The sequence below is a fragment of the Paenibacillus tritici genome (genome assembly GCF_018207515.1).
Classification (GTDB): Bacteria; Bacillota; Bacilli; order Paenibacillales; family Paenibacillaceae; genus Paenibacillus_AQ; species Paenibacillus_AQ tritici.
Genome location: NZ_CP073365.1, coordinates 2,968,516 through 2,990,916, shown reverse-complemented (window position 1 = coordinate 2,990,916; position 22,401 = coordinate 2,968,516). Strand labels below are relative to the sequence as shown.

The 22,401-nt window shown below is 54.4% G+C and carries 12 protein-coding genes; 3 read left to right on the top strand and 9 right to left on the bottom strand.

What is annotated here, in order from left to right; translation table 11 throughout:
- Window positions 1–43: 43 nt before the first annotated feature.
- The 5 genes from KDC22_RS12365 to KDC22_RS12345 all read right to left on the bottom strand — a co-directional run bounded on the left by KDC22_RS12365 (window position 44) and on the right by KDC22_RS12345 (window position 5,802).
- The gene (locus tag KDC22_RS12365) at window positions 44–1,093 is read right to left on the bottom strand and encodes an ABC transporter substrate-binding protein (protein ID WP_246553525.1); all 1,050 of its coding nucleotides are present in this window, start codon (window positions 1,091–1,093) and stop codon (window positions 44–46) included.
- Window positions 1,094–1,182: 89 nt separating this feature from the next.
- Window positions 1,183–2,151, bottom strand: a complete 969-nt coding sequence (gene yjfF / locus KDC22_RS12360; RefSeq protein ID WP_211723232.1) for a galactofuranose ABC transporter, permease protein YjfF — start codon at window positions 2,149–2,151, stop codon at window positions 1,183–1,185.
- Entirely contained in the window at window positions 2,141–3,181 is a 1,041-nt protein-coding gene (locus KDC22_RS12355) for an ABC transporter permease (RefSeq protein ID WP_246553523.1), read from the bottom strand. The genes yjfF and KDC22_RS12355 overlap by 11 nt, the downstream gene beginning before the upstream one ends.
- A 6-nt stretch (window positions 3,182–3,187) precedes the next feature.
- Window positions 3,188–4,699, bottom strand: a complete 1,512-nt coding sequence (locus KDC22_RS12350; RefSeq protein WP_211723231.1) for a sugar ABC transporter ATP-binding protein — start codon at window positions 4,697–4,699, stop codon at window positions 3,188–3,190.
- Window positions 4,700–4,782: 83 nt separating this feature from the next.
- Window positions 4,783–5,802 (bottom strand): ABC transporter substrate-binding protein, encoded by a 1,020-nt coding sequence (locus KDC22_RS12345; RefSeq protein ID WP_211723230.1) that lies wholly within the window; start codon window positions 5,800–5,802, stop codon window positions 4,783–4,785.
- A gap of 268 nt (window positions 5,803–6,070) precedes the next feature.
- Between KDC22_RS12345 and KDC22_RS12340 the strand changes: the two genes are divergently transcribed.
- The 3 genes from KDC22_RS12340 to KDC22_RS12330 are packed head-to-tail and all read left to right on the top strand — an operon-like array spanning window position 6,071 to window position 10,444.
- Complete coding sequence (locus tag KDC22_RS12340; RefSeq protein WP_246553521.1) at window positions 6,071–7,906, top strand: cache domain-containing sensor histidine kinase; 1,836 nt, start codon at window positions 6,071–6,073, stop codon at window positions 7,904–7,906.
- Entirely contained in the window at window positions 7,881–9,485 is a 1,605-nt protein-coding gene (locus tag KDC22_RS12335) for a response regulator (RefSeq protein WP_211723229.1), read from the top strand. The genes KDC22_RS12340 and KDC22_RS12335 overlap by 26 nt, the downstream gene beginning before the upstream one ends.
- Window positions 9,482–10,444 (top strand): sugar ABC transporter substrate-binding protein, encoded by a 963-nt coding sequence (locus KDC22_RS12330; RefSeq protein ID WP_211723228.1) that lies wholly within the window; start codon window positions 9,482–9,484, stop codon window positions 10,442–10,444. Before KDC22_RS12335 ends, KDC22_RS12330 begins: the two co-directional genes overlap by 4 nt.
- Before the next feature lie 33 nt (window positions 10,445–10,477).
- On the opposite strand, the gene KDC22_RS12325 is transcribed toward KDC22_RS12330, so the two are convergent.
- The 4 genes from KDC22_RS12325 to xynC all read right to left on the bottom strand — a co-directional run bounded on the left by KDC22_RS12325 (window position 10,478) and on the right by xynC (window position 22,273).
- Complete coding sequence (locus KDC22_RS12325) at window positions 10,478–11,452, bottom strand: hypothetical protein (protein WP_211723227.1); 975 nt, start codon at window positions 11,450–11,452, stop codon at window positions 10,478–10,480.
- Window positions 11,449–11,814 carry a hypothetical protein gene (locus tag KDC22_RS12320; protein WP_211723226.1) on the bottom strand — a complete coding sequence of 122 codons (366 nt, stop codon included), beginning with the start codon at window positions 11,812–11,814 and terminating at the stop codon, window positions 11,449–11,451. The genes KDC22_RS12325 and KDC22_RS12320 overlap by 4 nt, the downstream gene beginning before the upstream one ends.
- 387 nt (window positions 11,815–12,201) lie before the next feature.
- Window positions 12,202–20,295 (bottom strand): endo-1,4-beta-xylanase, encoded by an 8,094-nt coding sequence (locus tag KDC22_RS12315; RefSeq protein ID WP_211723225.1) that lies wholly within the window; start codon window positions 20,293–20,295, stop codon window positions 12,202–12,204.
- Window positions 20,296–20,914: 619 nt separating this feature from the next.
- Window positions 20,915–22,273, bottom strand: a complete 1,359-nt coding sequence (xynC, locus tag KDC22_RS12310) for a glucuronoarabinoxylan endo-1,4-beta-xylanase XynC (RefSeq protein ID WP_211723224.1) — start codon at window positions 22,271–22,273, stop codon at window positions 20,915–20,917.
- Between the last annotated feature and the right edge of the window lie 128 nt (window positions 22,274–22,401).

Sequence of the window (22,401 nt, the reverse complement as noted above, 5' to 3'; positions counted from 1 at the left end):
CAAAAAAAGTCCGGAGCTAAAGCGCCGGACAAGATCCCTTCATCTAATATTTGCGGTTATCAATCTCCATAGCGGCCAGCTCTTGGGTATAGATATCCTCCGGCGTCACCATCCGCTTGGGCAGGGTCCGGCCTGCCAGGATCTCCTTCACAGCCTGCATCAGCAGCGGCCCGAGCAGCGGATTACATTCGACCACCGCATTGATGCTGCCCGCAACCATCTGCTCGAACGCCCGCCGCGTACCATCCACCGACACTATAATAATATCTTCGCCCGGCACCAGACCCGCCTCCTTAATGGCCTCCACCGCACCGATGGCCATATCGTCATTGTGGGAATAGAGGACCCGGGGCCACTGCTCCTTCGGCTGCTGCAAAAACGTCTTCATCACCGCATGACCGCCGCTTTGGGTGAAATCCGCCGGGGCGGTCATAGTAATCCGCAGGTTCGGCTTGTCCCCGATCAGCTTGCGGAACCCGCGTCCACGGTCGATGGAGGGCGTGGAGCCAACGGTTCCCTGCAATTCAGCAATACGGATCACTTCACTGTGATGGCGCATCTTATCCACCACATATTTGGCCGCCTTCACCCCTTCTTCATAGAAGTCGGAACCGATAAAGGTAACGTAGAGTGAACTATCCTGTACATTAACGGAGCGGTCCAGAATAATCACAGGAATCCCTGCCTGCTTGATCTCCAGGAGAATCGGCTCCCAGCCGGTCTGTACCACCGGGGCAATCGCTATAACATCGACATTGCTGCGGATAAAAGAGCGGATAGCATCGAACTGCTGCTGCTGATCCTGCTCGGCATTCTTCAGCAGCAGCGTAATCCCCGCCTCCCCGGCGGCTTCCCGGATCGAAGCGGTATTGGCCTCCCGCCAGGTGCTCTCCGACCCAAGCTGGGAGAACCCCAGCACTAACTGCTCGACTGCGGCAATGTCTGCGGAAGGCAGCAAGCCGGGCTTGGCCGCAGGAGAAGTGTGAGGCTCGGGCAACGCCTGCTGCCCGCCGGGGTCTCCGCTGCCGGAGCAGCCGCCCAGCAGCGGCAGGAAGAAGAGCAGCAGGATCAGGCACCATTTTACCGTTCGCAAGCGGAATCCCTCCTTCATATGATAGCGATTACAATTATATAGCAAAAAAATGGAGAGACAAGTATAATCTGTCTCCCCGTTCCTATGATTTATTCTTTTACTGTCAGTCGCCTGGAGCTTAACACCCGCTGCAGCAGGATGAAGATGAACAGCAGCAGGCCGATGACAATTTTGGTCCACCAGGAGCTGAGTGTGCCCTCGAAGCTGATAATCGTCTGAATCACGCCTTGGATAAGGACGCCGAAGAAGGTGCCCAGCACATAACCGACCCCTCCGGTCAGCAGTGTGCCGCCTATGACGACAGCCGCGATGGTATCCAGCTCGAAGCCGACGGCATGAAGCCCGTATCCCGACAGCATATAAAAGGTGAAGACCACACCCGCAAGCGCCGAGCAAAATCCGCTAAGCGTATAGACCAGTACCTTGGTTCTCGCCACCGGCAGCCCCATCAGCAGCGATGATTGTTCATTGCCTCCCAGTGCGTACACATTGCGCCCGAACCGGGTATAGTGGGCGGTGAAGATGGCGGCAGCTACAGCCAGCAAAGCGATAACGGCACTGATGGAGAGAAAGCTGCCGCCCGGCAGCGGGATTCTCGTCTGGGCCATCGCCGTATAGAAGGGATGGTCGATGGTAATGGTATCAATGCTGATGACATAGCATAAGCCCCGGGCCAGGAACATTCCGGCCAGGGTGACAATGAACGGCTGGATGGCGAAATAATGAATCATCGCGCCCATGAGCGTGCCGAACACGGCACCCATCAGGAGCACCAGCGGAATGACCACGGCGGGCGGCCAGCCCTGCTGCTGCACCAGACCCGCGGAGACCATGGTCGATAAGGCAATGACCGAGCCGACCGACAGATCAATCCCGCCTGACAGGATGACAAAGGACATGCCTACCGCCGTAATCAGCAGAAAAGCATTGTCGATCAGCAGATTCATCAGCACCTGAAGCGAGAAGAATCCGGTATACCGGAAGGAGCCGGCGGTGAACATGACTATGAACAACAGAATCGTGACCACAATCGGAATATACTTACGGTTAAGAGACATGACGGCCCATCTCCTTCTCTGCGGGATAATGCCGCGACTTCCAGCGGGCGGCAATAGCAGCCCGGAAGGTATCCGACTGGATCAGGCAGACGGCCAGCACGACAAAAGCTTTGACGACCAGTGTGATTTCCGGCGGAACACCGATCATGTAGATGGTAGTGGTCAGCGTCTGGATGATCAGCGCCCCGATCACGGTACCGGTCAGATAGAAGCGGCCGCCGTTCAGCGACGTTCCTCCGATGACTACAGCCAGAATAGCATCCAGCTCATACCAGAGACCGGCATTATTGCCATCGGCGCTGGAGACATTCGAGCTGAGCAGCAGCCCGGCGATGCCGGCGCACACGCCGCAGAATACATAGACCGACAGGATGACCCAGTGAGCGCGGATACCGGACATCAAGCTGGCTGCCGGATTGCAGCCCACCGATTCAATGAACAGGCCGAGCGCGGTTCGCCGGGTAAGCAGCAAGGCGATAATCAGAACCAGAGCTACGACGAAGATGGAAAAGGGCAGCGCGGCAAATGAACCGGACCCGATATAGGCATAGTTGCTGCTGGTTACCGTAATAATCTGTCCGCCGGTAATCAGCTGGGCAATTCCCCTTCCTGCAACCATCAGGATCAGCGTGGCGATAATCGGCTGAATCCCAGCCCCGGAGACCAGCAGTCCGTTCCAGGCTCCCAGCACAAGCGACAGCAATACAGCCAGCAGCACGGAGCTCAGAATCAGCCCCATGCTGTTCTGATCGGCTCCACTGCTGATTCTCAGACAGGCAATCGCTCCTGAGATCGCTACAATGGAACCCACAGACAGGTCAATCCCCTTGGTAGCCACTACCAGCGTCATCCCGATAGCCACCAGGATAAGCGGTGCCCCGAAGTTAAGAATATCAATCAGACTTCCGTACAAGTGTCCGTCATGGATGGTAATGGAGAAGAAATCCGGCGAATAACACAGGTTGAACAGCAGCAGTGCAGCCAGCACACACAGCGGCCAGAATAAATGATGTTTCATGAATGGGCTCATGATTGTTCAGCCTCCCGCAATGGCCTGCATAATCTGCTGCTGGCTCATATCCTTCTCCGAAATTTCCTTCACCTTGCGGCGGTCCCGCAGAATAGCGATCCGGTCGCTGACCCGCAGCACTTCCTCCAGCTCCGAGGAGATGAACAGGAACGACATCCCCTGCCGGGAGAGCGTCAGCACCAGCTTCTGAATCTCTGCCTTCGCCCCAATGTCGATGCCCCGCGTCGGCTCATCCAGGATGAATAGCTGAGGCTCCGTCAGCAGCCAGCGTGCCAGCAGCACCTTCTGCTGATTGCCGCCGCTCAAATTCTTGATGAGCTGGTCCGGGCTTGGCGGGTTGATATTCAGCATACGGATATATTCCCCGGCCAGCTCCTCCTGCCGCTTGCGCGAGATCGTCCTGAACATCCCGTCTTTGGCCTGGAGCGCCAGAATAATGTTCTCTCTGACTGTCAGATCGCCAATAATCCCCTCTGTCTTGCGGTTCTCCGAGCAGAAGGCGATCCGCCGTCCAATGGCTTCCCGGGGCGAATGGACCCCGCCGCCGGATGCCGGCAGCGTCACTTGTCCGAAGTCCGGCTTGTCGGCACCGAAGAACAGCCGGGCCGCCTCCGTCCGCCCTGAACCCAGCAGCCCCGCCAGCCCGACGACCTCTCCCTTGCGGATCGACAGATCGAACGGCTCGATTCCGCCTTTGCGGCCCAGCCCTTCGGCTCTGATCAGTTCATCGCCCAAGCTGTGCTGATCCTCTGCCGCCAGAACCGGCAGCTCCTCCAGCAGATGAAGCTCCTTGCCGATCATTTTGAGTACCAGATCCAGACGGCTTAACTCCTTCGCCATGTATTCACCGACCCGCTCACCGCCTCGCAGTATCGTTACCCGGTCGGAGATTTCATACATCTGGTCCAGAAAATGCGTGACGAACAGGATCGACAGCCCCTCCTGCTGGAGCTTCCTCATAATGCGGAACAGCTGATCCACCTCATTCTGATCCAGACTTGAGGTCGGTTCATCCAGAATCAGCACCTTGGCCGATATATTCAGCGCCCTGGCAATGGCGACCAGCTGCTGAACCGCTACAGAGTAACTATGCAGCGGAAGAGTGACGTCAATATGCAGATTCATCCGTTCCGTAAGCAGCTCCGCGGCCCGCAGGTTCATCTCCTTCCACTGGATACATCCGAACCGCCGCGGCTCTCTTCCAATAAAGATATTCTCCGCCACGCTCAGATTGGGGCACAGATTCACCTCCTGATACACGGTGCTGATCCCCGCAGCCTGCGAATCCTGCGGGCTGCGTATGGAGACCGGCGTACCGTCCATCTCCACGAGTCCTTCATCAATGGAATAGACGCCGGTCAACACTTTGATCAGTGTGGACTTACCGGCGCCATTCTCTCCCATCAGGGCATGGACCTCGCCGGGATACAGGCGGAGATTCACATCCGTCAACGCTTTCACACCCGGAAACCGTTTATGAATCCCGGTCATTTGCAGTATGGGCATCTGTGTGCTCATGGTTGCATCCACTCCTTATCTCCATAGACAACTACTCCGGCGGCTGTAACACCACCAGAGCAGCTATGCTACAAGCTTGCTGATTAATACTGGCGGCTAGGCAAAGCTTCCTTGGCCTGCTCGGAAGTGAACGTTGATTCCTCAGTCACGATCCGCGCCTCAACCGGCTTGCCGTCTACCACATCCTGTACCACCTGCATCAGCTGAGGTCCAAGCAGCGGATTGCACTCGACGATGAAGTTGATTTTGCCTTCACTGGCCGCCTGCATTCCGTCCTTCACCGCATCGACAGAGATAATCTTGATATCCTCGCCCGGCTTCAGACCCGCTGCTTCAATCGCCTGAATCGCCCCCAGCGCCATATCGTCGTTATGGGCGTACAGCACATCAATATCCTTATTGGCCTTCAGGAATGCCTGCATCACTTCCTTGCCTTTGGCCCGGGTGAAGTCACCGGTCTGGGAAGCAATGACCTTGAGATGCGGATTGCCCTTGATCACTTCGGCGAAGCCTGACATCCGGTCATTAGCCGGAGCAGAGCCTGTAGTTCCCTGCAGCTCCACAATGTTAACGTCCTCCGACGCGTCTTTGTACTGCTCGGACAGCCACTCGCCCGCCTTGCGGCCTTCCTCCACGAAGTCGGAGCCCAGGAAGGTGACATACAGCGAGGTATCCTTCGAATCCACGGCACGGTCCGTCAGAACGACCGGGATGCCTGCAGCCTTCGCTTCTTTCAGTACCGTATCCCACCCCGATTCCACCACCGGAGAGAAGGAGATCACATCAACCTTTTGCTGGATAAAAGAACGGAGTGCCTTGATCTGATTCTCTTGCTTCTGCTGCGCATCCGAGAATTTCAGCGTGTAGCCCGCTTCCTTGGCCGAATCCTGAATGGACTTCGTATTCGCGCTGCGCCAGCCGCTCTCGGCACCTACCTGCGAGAATCCCAGCGTAATCTCCTTGGCCTCCGTCTTGGTTCCGCCATTCTCCGCCGGTGCTTTCGTAGCCGCCGTGTTCCCGCCATTACTGTTGCCGCATGCTCCAAGCATGACCATGGACAGGGTGAGTGCAAGCACAGCCCCCATTTTTCCGAACGTTTTCATACGTAGTTTTTCCTCCCCCTTGGTGATCACCTTGTGTTCCGGTGTTGTGCCCATTATAGAACGCAAAGGAAATGGCATTATACGGGCAGCCTTTCGCGTTTGCTTTCTAATTTTGGGTTTATCGCCCCGGGCGGATTGTTTTGGTGTAATTTTTTATTCAAAAGGTACGGATTTTGTTTGCGCTTTCTTTTTTGTTTCGACATTCCAGTATTTGTTATAAACTAGAGATTGAAACGACATCTACTCTATCTATGAAAGGGAACACCCGATGATGCGGATCACACGCTGGATCTCCTCCAGTCTTAGAGCCAAACTGCTGGCTTTGTTCATAGTGCTGTCCACGATACCGCTGATTGCTGTCGGCCTCATTTCATACCAGAAATCCTATCAGTCCATCTCCACTCACAGCAAAGCTTCAAGCATGCTTCAGGCCGATATGCTGGGCACGAACATGGATAACCTGTTCAAGGATACCGAACGGCTGCTGGAGCTTAGCAATAACCCGCAGGTGATTCACTTTCTTTTCTCACAGTCGGAAACCTATCAGGAGGCCAAGGAGATCCTGCAGACCTTCACTCTCTACCGGGACACTTATAAATACGAGAATGTACTGAATATCAGCCTGATTAACCTGTACGGCAAAGGCATCAGCGAGCGCCGGGGCATCTTCCAATCGGGCAGCAATCCGCTGCGTAATCCGCATTTCCAGACCTTGTCCCAGAATCCCGGGCTGATTCTCCGGATTCCCCCGCCGCTCATTAGCGGGACTGACCGGGTGGACGGGTTCACCTACGGGGATCAGGGCGTCATCTCGATCATGACAGCGGTCAAGCAGCGGATTACCCATGAAGTGATCGGATTTATCATTGTGGATCTGAGCGATTCCTTCATTAAAGAGTTCTGCGACAAGGTGACCATAGGCACCACAGGCTTCTTCTACCTGCTGGACGAGCAGCACAATCCCATCTATGTGCCGCCCGTCCAGGCGAGCGATCTGGCTCTGGTTCAGGATACTGAAATACCCGAGCAGGAACGGAAGTGGAGCGGCAGCTTCGTGCTTCAGACCACCGGCCCGCCCCGGTTCATCGTCCACACCTCCAGCCTGTCGACAGGCTGGACGATTATCGGCATAGCCCCGCTGCAGGAGATCGTTGCCGAGGCTAACCGGATCAGGCAGCTGATTATCATCAGCGTAGGGTTAAGCATTATTTTTGCGATCACGCTCCATTATCTGCTGACCCGGCGGCTAACCCGGCCGATCCAGCTGCTGCAGCACAAGATGCGCCTGACCGCAAGTGGCTATCTGGAAGCCAAAGTGAAGCCGGACGGCAACGATGAGATTGCCGATCTCGGAATCAGCTTCAATATCATGGTCGAGCAGATCAAGGAGCTGCTGGAGCAGAGTATCCGCAAGCAGCAGCAGCTGCAGAAGGCGGAGCTGCGGACGCTGCAGGCGCAGATTAACCCGCATTTTCTGTACAACACCCTCGATTCGATTGTATGGATGGCGGAAGCGGGCAATCACGACGGCGTGATCCGGCTGGTGAAAGCGTTATCCGGATTCTTCCGGCTTAGTCTGAACAAAGGGCGCGACTGGATACAGATCCGCTCCGAGCTTGCCCATGTGCAGAGCTACCTGATCATCCAGCAGATGCGCTACCATGACATTCTGGAGTTCAAGGTTGAGGTGGCTGAGGAGCTGCAGGAGTATCCGATTCTGAATATGACGCTGCAGCCGCTCGTAGAGAATGCCCTGTATCACGGAATCAAGAACAAAAGAGGCAAAGGGCTTATCCGCATCGGCGGCTATACGGATGCCAATGCCATTATGCTCACGGTATCGGACAACGGGATTGGCATTCCCGGGGAACGGCTGGCGTTCCTGAGGGAATCTATCGAGCGTCCCATCCAGTCAGAGGATACAGACGACACCAGCCAGGGCGGATTCGGCCTGCAAAATGTGCATCAGCGGCTTCAGCTGTATTTTGGCGCTCAATATGGCATCCGCCTGGACAGCTCGGAAGGCTATGGTACTCAGATTACGGTTCGCATACCCAAGAACAGGGGGGGTCTAAGGGATGAAGAAGATTATGCTGGTAGATGATGAGATCCTGATCCGGGAGAATATCCGGGAATGCGTGGATTGGGAGAAGGAAGGTTTCCTCTATTGCGGAGACGCCCCCGACGGGGAGCTGGCGCTCCCCATTATCGAAGAGCAGCTTCCCGATATTCTGATTACAGATATCAAGATGCCTTTCATGAACGGGCTGGAGTTAACCTCGGTCGTCCGCCAAAAATTCCCGCAGATCAAAATCATCATTCTGAGCGGCCACGATGACTTCCAGTATGCCCAGAAGGCGCTGCGGCTTGGCGTGGAGGATTATTGCCTGAAGCCGTTCAGCTCTGCCGACCTGCTGCAGCTTCTCCGCAGTGTCAGCACCAGAATTGACGAAGAACTGCGCATCAGACACAAGTATGCCTATACGCCCGAGAATCTGTTCGCGGATCTGTGCGGGGGCCTGATTCATACCGCTGCGGCGATCGAGGCGGCGGCACAGCTTGATCTGCTGTTAACGGCTCCTTACTATGCCACCGCTATCTTCACTCTGAATCCCCAGGATCATGAGGAATCCGAATCCACGGAACCTCTTCATCCAACGCAGAATTCAGAGGAGCTGTTAGCGGGCCTCCTGAAGGAGGTAGCCGATAGCTTCATCTACAAGAGGAGCCGCACTGAGACAGTTCTGATCTACAAAGGCAGCGACCCGGCCCAAATGAACCGTGTCCTGGATGAGCTATGCGCGAGTGCAAAGCAGCGGCTGAGAGCCGCCTGCGGCCTGGAGCTGTCGGTCAGCCGGGGCAAGGTCTGCGAGCGTCTTCAGGGCATTCATCTCTCCTATCTGGAAGCTGAGAATGACCGGATGTTCAAAAGAATGGCAAGGGTGCATTCCGCAGCTATGCTGGATGCTTATTTTGACCCGTCTGCCCAGGGTATTCTGCTCGACCGGAGCCGGATGATCCAGTTCCTGAAGCTGGGGGATCACACGCAGATGCCCGAATTTCTGCTTGAGCTCTCCGCTGCGCTGGAAGGGATGAACTGGGATTCGGGGTACGCCTGCTACCTGATGAACGACATCACGCTGGAGCTGGTACAGACAGCCAAGAATGGGTTCCGTGCAGCCGCCAACCATGCGGAGATCCTCAAAGAATTGCAGACCCGGCTGAAGCCCATTTCCAGTACAGACGAAGGCCTGCAATATTTGAAACGGTTATACGAGCGGTTATGGGAGTGGCGATCCGAAGGGGCGGACAAACACCGGGAGCTGATTGACAAAGTGAAGCAGTATATCCGTGAGCAATATGACAAAGAGCAGCTCTCCCTGAACGATATCTCCAAAGTGGTCCGGGTCAGTCCCAGCCATCTAAGCAAAACCTTCAGCCAAGCTACCGGACAGACGATTACGGAATTCCTGACCGCCACACGAATGGACAGAGCCAAAGAGCTGCTGAAATCAACGGGACACAAAACGTTTGAGATTGCCTATCTGGTCGGCTACAACGATCAGCATTACTTCTCTAATCTGTTCAAAAAAGTAACGGGGATGACGCCTATGGAATTCCGCAAGCAGGGAAATTCGGAGGATCAGCTGCAAGCCATCCGCAGAGGGGCGGAGAAGATGTGACGGTATCCAGGGTTCGGGAGCGGATGATCTTCCTCCTGCTGCTGGCGGCAGGCTTGATGCTTAGCGGCTGCTTCCAATCCTCCGGAGCTGCGGACTCCGCTCAACGGGCAGTCGGAGATTCCCCGTCAAGTCCGGGCGGGGAACCCGCTCTGACCTTCGGCATCATCTACCCTATGGTGAATGCCACTTACGAGATGATCACCGCCAAAGCGGAAGCTGCCGCGAGCAAGCATAACGTATCACTGCTGGTTCAAGCGCCCGATGAGGCCAATCTGGAGCAGCAGATCCGGATTATGGAGATGATGATCAAGCGGGGGGTAGACGGAATCGCCATTGCTCCGGTGGATTCACAGGCGCTCGCCGGTGTGATTAACAAAGCGGTGTCCCAGGGGATTCCCGTGGTGTGCTTCGAGTCAGATTCACCCGGCAGCAAGCGAGAAGCTTATATCGGGGCTGATAATAGAGCGACCGGCGCAGTGATTGGACAGACAGTTGAACGTCTGCTGGACGGCAAAGGAATGATTCTGGTGGAGTCCGGGATGTCGCGTATGCAGAGTACCCGGGAACGCCTGCTTGGTCTGGAGGCATACTTGACTCAGCATACGGAGATTGATGTGCTGGACATCCGCCACAATGACGGCAGCGAGGAGCTCGCTGCCTTGCAGCTGGAGCAGATGATCTCGGACCATCCCCATTTCAGCGCGCTGGTCAACCTGGATTTCGTCTCCAGTTCAAGCTCTGTCCTGGTCTGGAAGGCCAAGGGGCTGAAGCGGTACAACATCGCCCTGGGCCTCACACCGGCCTTGAAGCAGGCGGTGGATAACGGACAGATTACCCGGGTCATTTCACAGAACGAGCAGAACTGGGGCGAGGATATCATCAACGCCCTGCTGTTAAGAGCCCAGGGCCTGGATGCAGCGGAATGGATCAACACGGAAATTACGATCATCGGGGAATAGGCTTTTGCAGCGCTGAGTTTGCCAATATAACCTTCAATAAGCTCCTGCGCTCAGCTTTAGAATCGTGCCGGTGGATGCCGGGATTATGTCCGTATAGCTGCCAAGTCCAAAATAGAAATCACCGTTCTGCTCCTCGAAGGAACGGGCGAACGTATCCCGGCCGAAGCGGAAGACTTCACTCCAGCCTTCCCCACCGGCCGCGAAGCCAGCAGTATTTTTGCGGTAGACGTAATTTGTATATTGGCCCGAGGCTTCTTTGATATAACCCAGCACATACACCGTCTCGCCGCGCTCCAGAATATCAATAGGCACTACAGCAGAATTAGGCAGCTGCTCCTTGCGCACATTCTGGAAATTGGCCCCGGCCGAGAACAATCCTTGTGGAATGGACTGATGGTCATTATAGATAACGCCAGGAATATAGAGCAGCCGGCCGTTAACCTGCGTCGTGCGCAAGAGCTTCAGCCAGGGCTGTCCGCTGACACCGGGAACGTTCACTTCACCCGGCTTCACGACAAAGCTGAGTCCGGGGAATAACTGGCTGCTGGTAAAGGTCAGCTTGGAGGTCTGAATCGCCCCGCTGCTATTCTGCTTGATGGATGCCATGTATCCTTTCTCATTGGGAATCCCCTGTGTTTTGCCTGCTGTGGCTGAGGACGCATACAGGGTATCGCCCAGCTCGAACAGATTGTAGGCACGCATTATACCATATTGGGAGACGGCACCAAATCGGGTCCAGGTACTTCCATTATTAGAAGATACATAGATCAGGGGGCCTTCGTTAGCCCCGAGTGCTGCGTACAGCTTGCCTTTATAGTAGGCTAAATCATAGACATGGATGCCGCCGGGAATGTTCATATATTGGTCCCAGTGATCCCCGTTCAGGCGATAAAAATTCCCATAGGCCCAGCCAGGAACTCTGGAGTCATGCCCGGGAATATACAGTTCTCCGTTCAGCACCTTAAAGGTGTCGATCTGCTCGTCCATAACATAGACATTAGTGGTCACCTTACCCGTGGACGGGTTGGTATACGTAACATCCTGAACAGAAAACTTGTTTGGGCAAGGTCCCAGTAATAGATCGGAACCGGTCCTGCATTGGACGAAGGTGCATTATTGCTGCTGTTGCCGTGACCCAGATAGATTTTCCCGTCAAAAAGCTGCATATCCCAGACGTTGCGCGCATAAGGCGCTTTCTTGAACGGGCTCCCCAGCACCGTTACGGATAAGCTGACATCCGGAGCCGCAGCGGCCATCTGCCCGTTCCCGACAGGCATAGCCAGCACCTGCTGTTCCCCCGCATAACCTACCACACCTACCAGTATAAGACCTGCGCACAACCGGCCTACTTTACTTGCTAATCCCCGCATGATAAATCCTCCTAACATTTGGAATGAAGTAATGATAAACTATTTTTTTGCAAAAAAGAAGATAAACGGTGATTATTAGTTCTTCAGGTGTAATTTGTAAGGTTAACATGTAGTGAAGCGGCTGGGCGGGAAGACCCAGAGCCGGCCGCACTTTTACACCTCATTTACACTCGCTGCCCGCTTTGGCGCATTTAGAGGGTTTTATCCCTTTACCCTTCACATGCAGCCTTATCCACATAAATAAAAAACCTCCAGCGGTCAACGTCTATGCCATCTTCCGATGTCTATAGACGTTGACTGCCAAGAGGAATTTTACTCTGTCATTTTTTCATTTTGTCAATTTGTCACACTGTTACTTTGTTACTTCGTACCTGCGTTTGCGGATGCTTATTTCTCCAGCATCCGGAAGATCATGACAGCGGCTTCCGCCCGCGTAGCGGTTCCGGTGGGATGGAGGGATTTGCCGTCTCCCCGGACAATTCCCTCTTTGACCAGTGCCGCTACACTTTCGATAGCATACTTCGCTACCTTCATTCGATCTGTGTAGCCGCTCAGGTCACCGGCAGTGCCGTCGGCAGATAATTTGTTCGCTGCCTTCAAGGCTCTGGCTGCAATCACCATCATATCCTGCCGCGAGATTTCGCCCTTCGGATTGAAGTGGTTGCCATCCGTTCCATTGATAATTCCCAGCTTCTTCGCCATGCTGAGGGCTTCAGCATAGTAGGCTCCCGGGCTTACATCTGCGAAGCTGGAACCGGATTCTGCTTCGAGGCCCAATGCTCTTATTACCAGCAGCACAAAGTCTGCTCTCGTAATGTTTTTCTCCGGGCTGAAGGTGGTCGCGGAGGTTCCTTGGATAATGCCCAGACTGTGGAGCGTATCAACCGCCTCCGAAGCCCAGCTATATTTGGCACCTACATCTGTGAACGGGCTGGCTGGCACTGGTGTCGTTGTCGCTGGTGCCTGCGACGGAGCCGGTGTTGCTGTTGTTCCCGGCGTCCGTGTTGGTGTCGGCGTCGATACCGGCACAGATGTTGATAGTGATGTCGGTACCGGCGTCGGTACTGGCGTTGGCACAGGTGTTGGTACCGGCGTTGGTTCTGCGCCGTTATTGCTTAGCGTAGTTACCGAGATAGCGGGACCGTCCGTACTCCAGTTCCCTGCCGCATCCACGGCCTGCACCGAGAAGTTATATCCTGTGCCCGGCGTGAGTCCGGTTACCTCATAACGGTGCGTTGTTCCAGGCAACTCCGCGATTTTCTCTGATCCTCTATAGAGCGTGTAGCCCGTCACTCCCGTATCGTCGGCAGCGTCCGTCCAGATTAACGTAAGGCCGGTTGCCGTGATCCGTGAGGCTTCAAGCTTGCTTCCCGCTGTCCAAGCCGGAGGTGCCGTATCCGCAGCGGGCAGTGTTGCCGCGGAAACCGAAGGTCCACCGGCACTCCAATTGCCGCCGGTATCTACTGCCTCCACTGTGAACGTATACTGCGTATCCGGCATCAGTCCTGTTACCTGATGGCTGTATACAGCCCCGGTCACCGTCTCCGTATACACGGCATCCGTAACCGTAACCGGCTTGTCACCGGTTCCATTCGTAATCCGGTAACCGGCGATGCCGCTCTCGTCCGATGCCGTAGCCGACCATGTCAGAGTCAATCCCTTGCTTGTAATGCCAGAGGCTTCAAGCTTACTTCCTTCTGCCCATACCGGTGGGGTAGTATCTGAAGTCGGTAGTGTAGTTACCGGGACGGAAGGTCCGTCCTTGCTCCAGTTCCCGGCAGCATCTCCGGCTTCCACCTTGAAGGTATACTGCGTATTGGGCATAAGTCCGGTCACCTGATGGCGATATACCGCTCCGCTTACAGTCTCTTCCGGTTCAATGCCGGTGATGATCACCGGTTCAGCATCCACTCCGTTGTAGAGCCGGTAGCTGGTGACTCCAAGACTATCCGCTGCCGCCGGCCACGATAAGGTAACTCCGGTGCTGGTGATATCCGTGGCTTCAAGCTTGCTTCCCTCCGCCCAGGTTGGCGGAGTCTGATCTCCCTTGCCGCTGAGGGTCAGGCTGCCGAATACCTCTGTCGATTTCGACGCTCTGCCGATCAGATCGTTCCAGGTGGCTACGCCGATCAGATTGGCTCCGTTTGCGTTATTCACCTGCGCATCGAACCGGATCTGTGTCCCATTCTCCGGTGTGATGGTGCGGAACGGAATCTTCATTTCCACCATATAATCCGTTCCGGCCGTTACCGCTGCTGATTCGAAGCCAGGGGAGGTCGCCGGAGTCGAATTACTGAGGAACTTGAAGGACTGTTCTCCGGCATAGTTGACCCGGTATTGTCCATCATCCTCACGGTACGGCCAGGCGTTGACGCGGTCTTCATCCACGTAGGCTTCTACTGAATCCTGCTTTGTCTTATCTGTATTGTTTTTGCTTAGCTGCTTATCCTTCACCTGGAACAGCACATACAGATTCTCCTCGTCCCACAGCGTCCGGGCTGTACCGGCTGTTTCTGCTGTGGCCATCAGATGGTTGTCGATATGAATTTCAGGTGCATTCTTCCAGATGTCGTCCATGCTTCCGTCAATATCCGGTGTCCCGTAGAGCGCCGTAGAGCTCTTGGTTTCGGGCGTAATATAGAGCGGATGCTCTGCCAGATACTTCTCCGGGTCGATAATTGCGTAATAGGCAGGCTTCGGTGCCAGAGAACTAAGGAATGGCAGCGGATTCTGGCTGGATCTCCAGCTTGAGCTGTCCGTGTAACCCCAGAGGGTGACACGCGCGATTTTATCGGCATGCTTCTTATAGATCTGGAACAATTGGGCATACAGGCTAGCCTGCTTCTCCGCCCACTCCGGGGAGAGGGAAGAATTCATTCCCGCCAGCACATCCAGTTCGCTGATAGAGATTTCCACGCCCAGGGAAGCATACTTCTCAATGGCCGCTTCTACATTAGCGGGCTTGGTTCTCATATCATAGTGGGACTGCAGCCCAATGCCCTCAACCAGCAGCTTGCCCGGATGGGCCTCGGCATAACGGTCATTCATCTCTTTGACCATGTCGTGGATAGCGTCCCGCTTCTCCGGGAATTCATCATTGAAATCATTGTAATACAGCTTGATCCCTTTCAAATCCGGGTTGCTGTCCACCACTTCCCGTGCGGCCAGGAAGGCCTGCTCGACGAAGTCTGGACCTACGGAATAATACCAAGGCGACTTCCGCAGCGCATCCTTCCAGTCGGATACTGCCGGAGGTCCGTCCTGCATGGCCTCATTGACAACATCCCATGAGCTCACCTTATTCCCGTAGTGTTCCATTACGGTCTTGATGTGGGTGCGCATATTCGCAAGCGCCTCACTGCGGCTGAGATAGAGCGGATTACCCGCCTGATCCTTCAGTGCATTGCCCGAAGCGTCCACTTGCTGGGTGAACCACGCCGGGGTCTGGCTATGCCATACCAGTACATGACCGTGCACTTCCATTCCCATCGCCAGGGATTTGGTAATCATGTCGTCAGACCTTGTGAATGTGTAGGTCCCCTTGGTCTTCTGCAGTGCATCCGGCTTCATCTCATTTTCGAAGGTCAGGCTGTTGAAATGATAATTGAAGAACGCATTCTGTCCGTTGCCCGGGTTAATGTCATTATTGCCCGGCACATTGCCCAGCAGGAAGTCGTTCTTATAGGCATCCTTAAGCGAAGCAATCGTCTGCAGCCCCGTATCCTCGAAGCTGAAGTCATCAATATAGTAGGCTGCAACAGCACTGTTCGGGCTCTCTACATACAAAGTGACATCCTCGTGCAGATAACGGTACGTCCCCTCCAGCTTCACCCAGTCTCCGCCTGCATTGACCGTCTGGGTGGACAGACTGACATAATACGGCGTAGTATCATTGACCTGGGCAGTCAGCTTCAGCTGTGCGCTGGCCGGGCTGATCAGCTTCACCCATACTGTTGTTTTGTACTCATTGCCAATCGTGACAAGGTCCTTCACATTCACGGACGGTCCATCCGAATTGGCTGCTCTGCCTGTAACCTTCAGGGCATAAGCTCCGCCCGGGGTATGGTTGGCTTCCTGGGTAGGTGCAACCGTTACGCCTGCACCGCCCTTCGGCTTGAAGCCCTGAACCGTCTGATCCTCGAAATCTCTTATCGGTTGAATCCCAGCCACAAGGGTAAAAGGATTAACCGATACGCTGACGCTTCCCTTCGTAATCCTTAGCGTAAATCCGCCGTTCTGGAAGGTAATGGCTGTAGTCACTCCCAGCAGACTCAGCTCCTCATTCTCATTCAGGACGGCCTGTGCTTTGGATATCAGCTTAGCGTGATCTTCACCAGCCACTGCATTCGGAACGGTAAGCCGGTTGCCGATAAGCGCCGCTGCTTCCTCCACAGCCTGCTGATCCGGGCCCAGTTCACCCGTCTCCCCCAGGGTCTTGACTAGAGTCACATTGGAAAAGGTTACTTTGAAATCCGTTACTGCGCTGGTATTGGTTCCGTACAACTGCACCTTTGCATCCTTGAAGAAGTCCGGGGTATACGTTGAAGGATTCCCCATCGCCAGCCAGGAAGAGCCGCTATTCGTGGAGAAATACCCTTGAACCACATTGCCTTCCTTTACAATCCGCAGATAATAGTTCGTGCCGCTCAGATTAGTCTGATTCGTATTGTTCGTGAAAGGCTGAGTACCTATCAACCCTGAATTATTCACTTTGATATTGTTGCTTACCTTCCTGGCATTGATTCTGTAGAACTCCCCGCTTGAAGTGCGGCTGATGCCAAGTCCTGCTTGGGAATTCTCACCCATAGTCGAATCATTCAGCGGTTTGTCTACCGTAAGCTTCGCTGTAAGCGTCCAGTTGCCTTCGGCCGAACCAGGCATCTGCAGCATATTATGGCTGCCCGGATATTCCGTGCCGCTCTTCAAGGTCTGGATGGCCGCACCCTCAGCACTATAGCTAAGTGCGGTCTGCGGATCAGCCGGATTCACAACCTCCCAGCCCGCCGGAAGGCCAGCCGCAAAGCCGATAATTTCGTTCGTACTGAAAAAGATTTTATAAGTCCTGATCTGTTCGCCTTTGACGAACCGGACCACTGCCGTTCCTTGCGCACTGTCCGCTTGCGAGATGCTTACGATTTCAGCCGGGTCGCTCGTTACCGCCGTTACCTTCGGTATGGCGTTCCCCGAAACCGTATACTTATACTCGTAATTGGAGACATCGAAGTTAGACGGCTGAACGCCATCCACGAAAATATTGCGCGAAGCCACGGCCTCCGGCGTCAGTGACAGCTGATCGGCGTAGAGGATGTTGGCATCCTTCGCATACACCGCCAACACCACCTTGGCCGTACCTGACGGCTCATCATAGGTAAACGAAGCATTAGGCGTCTCATGCCAGTCCGCCACCTTCACATCTACAGGCTGGAAGGAGCTTAAGCTGAGCGGCCCGCCCTCCAGGATACGTCCGACAAATTTGCCGCCAGTCCAGTATGCTGGATCACCCGCCTCCCGGGCTGCATAGGGTTCCGGCATATCGCGGCCATTGATCGGCGTCACGCCGAGCTGGGTCCCGTTCTGGTCGTAGTATACCAGCGCGACTTCCACATCACCCGGATGCTCCGCAGCGAGATCATAGCTCTCCGGCCGGCTCATCATGGAGAGGAAATAACCCTTGAAGTTATAGCTCTCTCCCTTGCTCAGCTTACCGGTAACATCCTGCCACATTCCGTCATACTGCTCCGCAGCGTCGATGCGGCCAGCAAGCTTGCCGGAACCGGCAACCTTCGAGGTGGAGCTGTTCTTCAGGTAACGTGACAGACCCGAATAGCTCTGTATGGTATCTGCTGTTAACACGGGTCCTGAGGCAACAGGCTCAAAGGTTCCCTTGTTGTAACGGCCAGCAGACCAGTTGTCTGTATTGGATGCGGTTGCCGTATCAAAATCCCCATTGAGCAGCAGGTTGCCCGGAATGGATACTGTAGAGTTATTCGCGGCAGTACTCCAATCGGAATCGCCTGCTCCGAACAGGAAGCGGTCAACGGTGATGGTACCCGCAGGTCCGTTCGGTTCGGCCACAATATACAGATCCTTATGGCCGTAAGCGCTAAGATCGCCTGTATCAACCATGTCCTGGAATTTACCGTAGACCTCATTGGCCGGTACCGGTATTTCTGCTACACGCGTGCCTTGGGACAGGATATCGTCGCTGCTGCCCACAGCGCTTCCCACCGGAAGCACATAAGCGGCAAGCTTGCCTCCTTGAGCTGATTTACTCTGGGCAGTCAGGTACAGCAAGTGTCTGCGCACAACACCGCCGTTCGCGGAGCCATCTGCAAAATTCAAATTTCTGTAGGCGAGGTACTTGCCGACACCGAGTGTCACGGCCTCTTCAGCGCGTCCTGCACTACCTGCACTGTCGCCAGGTATACTATTGTCATTGCCCTCTGCTTCCAGCGTTGAGAAAATATCGCGTTCTCCGTCAAGCCCCTGGTAGGTGGCAAATTTGCCTTGGGACGGAACCACCGTTACGATGCTGGCCGACGGAACGTCAACAACGAACTTCCCGTCCGTTACCGGAATCGTGCCAAGCTTCTTCTGGTTCTCGCTGCCTGAAGTACGGAACACGGTAACACTGGTTGTGCCTGCCGGGAAGTCCTTCAGATTGAATTCAAGCGGCTGAACACTGTCATCATTCTTGGCATTCGATGCCGTGATTGAATAATCATTGGTATTCGGGTTCTTGAAGGCGACCACGTTGATATCGGCCGCAGGTACCCGCGTGACATCAAACCGGACATCGCCCGGATTCATGAACCGGGAGAAATGCCCATAGCCGTAAAAACGCTTGAACAACCGGTATTCACCCGTCAGCGTGCTGATCCGTCCCGGCTCCTGCTGGGAGTTGGTCGTAACGAAGCGGATCAGGTCGGAGCCGTCCGCACCGTTGCTGTCCCACATACTCCACCAGACAAAGCCGTTAAATCCGGGGTTGCTGCTGAACATATTGGTCAGCAGATTGGACCAGCGCACAGCGTCATTGATGTTCTGATTGCCGTACCGCTGAGTATAGGCACCGGCCGAACCGTCACCGGTATCCTGATTCATGAATTCGGCCTGCCAGAGCTTATATTTGGTCAGGTATTCGGGATACTTGCTCCCATCCTTGGAGTAATCCAGCGGATTCTGGGAAAAGTCGCCGGTATGGTACAGCTTATTCTCATCCGTGCCGATCCCGACCGTACCATACAGATGGGTGGTAAATACGTCGAGGTACGGGTTTTTGTCCAGGGCATTGTCAGGGTCGGTCTGACTGAACACCTCACCGCCTCTGCTTAAGGAAGCGTTCAGATTGGTGCCGTCCACGGCGGCAAGCTGAGGAATGAAGTCAATGAGCTTGCCGTCCGGATTCTGGATATCATAGAGGTCACCGCCCGGCTGCATCGACTTCTTCAAGGCAGGACCGATGTAACCGTTAATCAGCTCGGTGACGTACGCGGCTGACCCGCCCGCGAGGTCAACCTCATTGAAGGGGTTAATGTGGGTGATCGGAATCCCATATTGCTCCCACATTCCGCGGATATAATTCACGAGATAATCCGCATAGGCCTGATAATAAATTTTCACCACTTTACCATTAATCGTGGCTGTATCACTGCGGACAATCTTGTTAGGGGAGCCTGTCGAGGACTGGCTCATCCAGTAAGGCACCGTCCATGTACAAGCGTAAAACTGCTTGACGCCGTATTGCATCGCCTGGCGCATCGTCCAGACCTGATCCACATCGAACAGCTCTTTGCGGGTACGCGGCGAGTTCTTAATCACCACAGGATGCTCCCCCGGTGCGCTCAGGAGGTTGGTCGGGCCTCCATCGTCATTGCCGGCCGGCTGATCCCAGGAAGGATAATCCCATACGAAATCCTGTACGGGCACCAGCGTGCCTGGAGCGTGTTCCGGTTCAACAGGCCAGATACTGTCGGTATTGCCATCGTAATAGCGGTTCTCCGCTTCTATTTTGTATCCATATTGCCCGCCCGTTCCGCGCAGGGGAATGGCATTGCCTTCGATATCGAAGCCGGGCTTGCTGACATCTGCCAGCAGACCGGTCAGCGGATTGAAGCCCGGGCTGGCGGCGGTGGCATTGGCAGTGGTCAGGCCGCCGTTATCGCCGATGATGACCCGGACAATGTCGTGGCCTGTACCCTTGGATTCACTGAAGGTCAGATCCAGCAGATGCCTGACGGTATCTTGATGACCGGCCGAAGCCAGCTGCAGCATATGGACGGAATCTGTATAAGCATAAGCGGCCCCTACGCCATCCATCGTCTGGTAGGTTTTGTACCAGTCAGCGGTTACCTGCGCCGGGACAGCAATTGCAGGAGCAGCCTGAACCGGGGCGGAGAACGGCCCCGGGGTAATCATGCTCAACACCAGAGTACCGCTTATTGCTGCTGCAAGTGTCTTTCTCCAGATCTTTTTGCTCATTCCGCGTGTTCCTCCTTTTTTGTATACGCTTACATCCAATTACATGGTTATAGCTTAACAATTCAAAATTAAAATTTGTATGAGACTGATGCACGATTCATTTTAAAATAAAACTAAAAACCTTTGATTTTTAACGAAACGGGAACTTCACGCGGAAGGTGTACCAGGCAAGCCGCTGCTTAACGTTGTGTTCTGAGGGAATGCCGGGGGCTGGCTGAAGGGGATCATGAGTGGATACCCGTTACTGGAACAAGCAGATGGATAAACGTATCTTAATTTGTCCATTACGAAGAGAAGTACGGAAGCAAGTGGATAAACAGCATCTATTATGAGCCAATTTCGCTACTTGGGATAAAATCAGGAGATTTAAGTGCTGTTTATACAACTGCTGTTACCATAGGCGGTCATCGCCCATCAGCAAGTGTAGAAAATCCAACTAATTCCGCTCACTCACAGCCTCCGGGCTGTACCGAGGTGCAGACGGCTGCAAGGCCCTCCAACACTTTGAACATGATAACCCTCCTTATTCGCTAAAAAATCCCGGCCCGTAAACGCACTATACAAGCTGCTGTTTACAGGCCAGGATAAGATTACTTACGGAAACTGGAGTGAATGGCTTCTATTCTGCAACGATCAGGGTGGTGTCGGCTTCAGCTTCAACTTCGGCGTCGGCCTCATAAGTAGTATCCGTTACCGTAGCCTTGCTGCTTCCGAGTGTAGCTACGAAGGTAGTTACACTAAGCGCAGGCAGTTGGGCGGTGAAAGCACCGTTCGACACATTAATGTTAGAGCCGGCGGCTACCTTCCGGTTGGCGTCGGTAATCCACGAAGCAAAGCTGGAGGCTGCGCCATTCTGCAGGACAAACTTCTGGCTGACCGCCGAATTGCTTTTATTAATAGCAACAATCACTGCCTTGTTACTGCCCTTGTAAGCCGAGACATAGACATTGGTATTCGGGTTCTTCGTTGCGTCCACTCTTACATAACCCGGGCGGACGAACTTGGAGAACTGGGCCATGCTGTCCCCGCGCTTGCTGATACTGCCGTCTTCATTCATCGGGCTGTATTGACGGCGGATATACCACCATACATAAGCCTGGAAATCCCCTTCCACCAGCGCATTGTGCATATGGTACGCTACTTCCAGCGCTTCCGGCCACAGATTGGCCGAGTTGTTATTGCTGTTCGGGTAATAGACCTCGGTCATCCACAGCTCTTTGCCTGCGCCCTTCTGCTTGAAGAGCGGATAGGCAAAGTTGTTCACCTGGGTTCCATACAAATGTGCCCCCAGAATGTCCATATTGGCCAGCGCCTGGGAATCATTCAGAATCGGGTCGGACATATTTTTCAGATATTGAAAAGACTCGGGAGCAATGACCCGGCAATTGATGGAACCGGCATAATTCTTCATAAAGTTCAGGACTTCGGCAGGTGTCCACCAGGTCCAGGTCTCGGCATAGTCCGGTTCATTCTGTATCGAGATCGCATACAGGTTAACCCCATTATTCTTCATGTATGTCACGAAATCATTCAGATGCTGGGCGTACGCGCCGTACTTGTCATATCTGAGCCGCTTGGCTGAGGTATTCCCGTTGTGGTTGAAGGTCTCTGTCATACTTGCAGGAGGATTCCAGGGTGAAGCGAAGACGATGGCTCCCTTGGCAACGGCCGCCTTGGCCGTGTCCAGCTCCTTAGACCAGTTATTCTTGTTATCGTCCACAGAGATTCTCAGAATGGATAAGCCCAGCTGGTTCGCTCCGTTGCCGAAGGCGGTCTCCCGCTGCGCGGCCGTCAGATCGCCGATCCAGACCGGGTGGTTGATACCTCCGAACCCGCGAATGACCTGCTTCTGGGCGGACAGATTAACAGTCACATCGCTGGCAGCTGCAACTTTGGGCGGTGCGGGTACCAACATTGCCGATAGTAGGGTTACAGATGCCAATACAGTACATAGTGATTTTTTAAACTTGGATATCATGGACTCATCTCCTCATCGTATAATTTCTGCTCGGATCAGTTCTGCGAAACCCTGCTCCGGTCACCTCCTGTCTGGTTGAAGCGGCAGCGGTATCTTGCACCCTGCTTGTCCATGCTTCTTGAAGCACT

Coding starts and splice junctions, on each gene's coding strand:
- yjfF (WP_211723232.1), bottom strand. CDS start 2,151: ATGTCTCTTAACCGTAAGTATATTCCGATTGTGGTCACGATTCTGTTG.
- KDC22_RS12355 (WP_246553523.1), bottom strand. CDS start 3,181: ATGAGCCCATTCATGAAACATCATTTATTCTGGCCGCTGTGTGTGCTG.
- KDC22_RS12350 (WP_211723231.1), bottom strand. CDS start 4,699: ATGAGCACACAGATGCCCATACTGCAAATGACCGGGATTCATAAACGG.
- KDC22_RS12345 (WP_211723230.1), bottom strand. CDS start 5,802: ATGAAAACGTTCGGAAAAATGGGGGCTGTGCTTGCACTCACCCTGTCC.
- KDC22_RS12340 (WP_246553521.1), top strand. CDS start 6,071: ATGATGCGGATCACACGCTGGATCTCCTCCAGTCTTAGAGCCAAACTG.
- KDC22_RS12335 (WP_211723229.1), top strand. CDS start 7,881: ATGAAGAAGATTATGCTGGTAGATGATGAGATCCTGATCCGGGAGAAT.
- KDC22_RS12320 (WP_211723226.1), bottom strand. CDS start 11,814: ATGCGGGGATTAGCAAGTAAAGTAGGCCGGTTGTGCGCAGGTCTTATA.
- KDC22_RS12315 (WP_211723225.1), bottom strand. CDS start 20,295: ATGAGCAAAAAGATCTGGAGAAAGACACTTGCAGCAGCAATAAGCGGT.
- xynC (WP_211723224.1), bottom strand. CDS start 22,273: ATGATATCCAAGTTTAAAAAATCACTATGTACTGTATTGGCATCTGTA.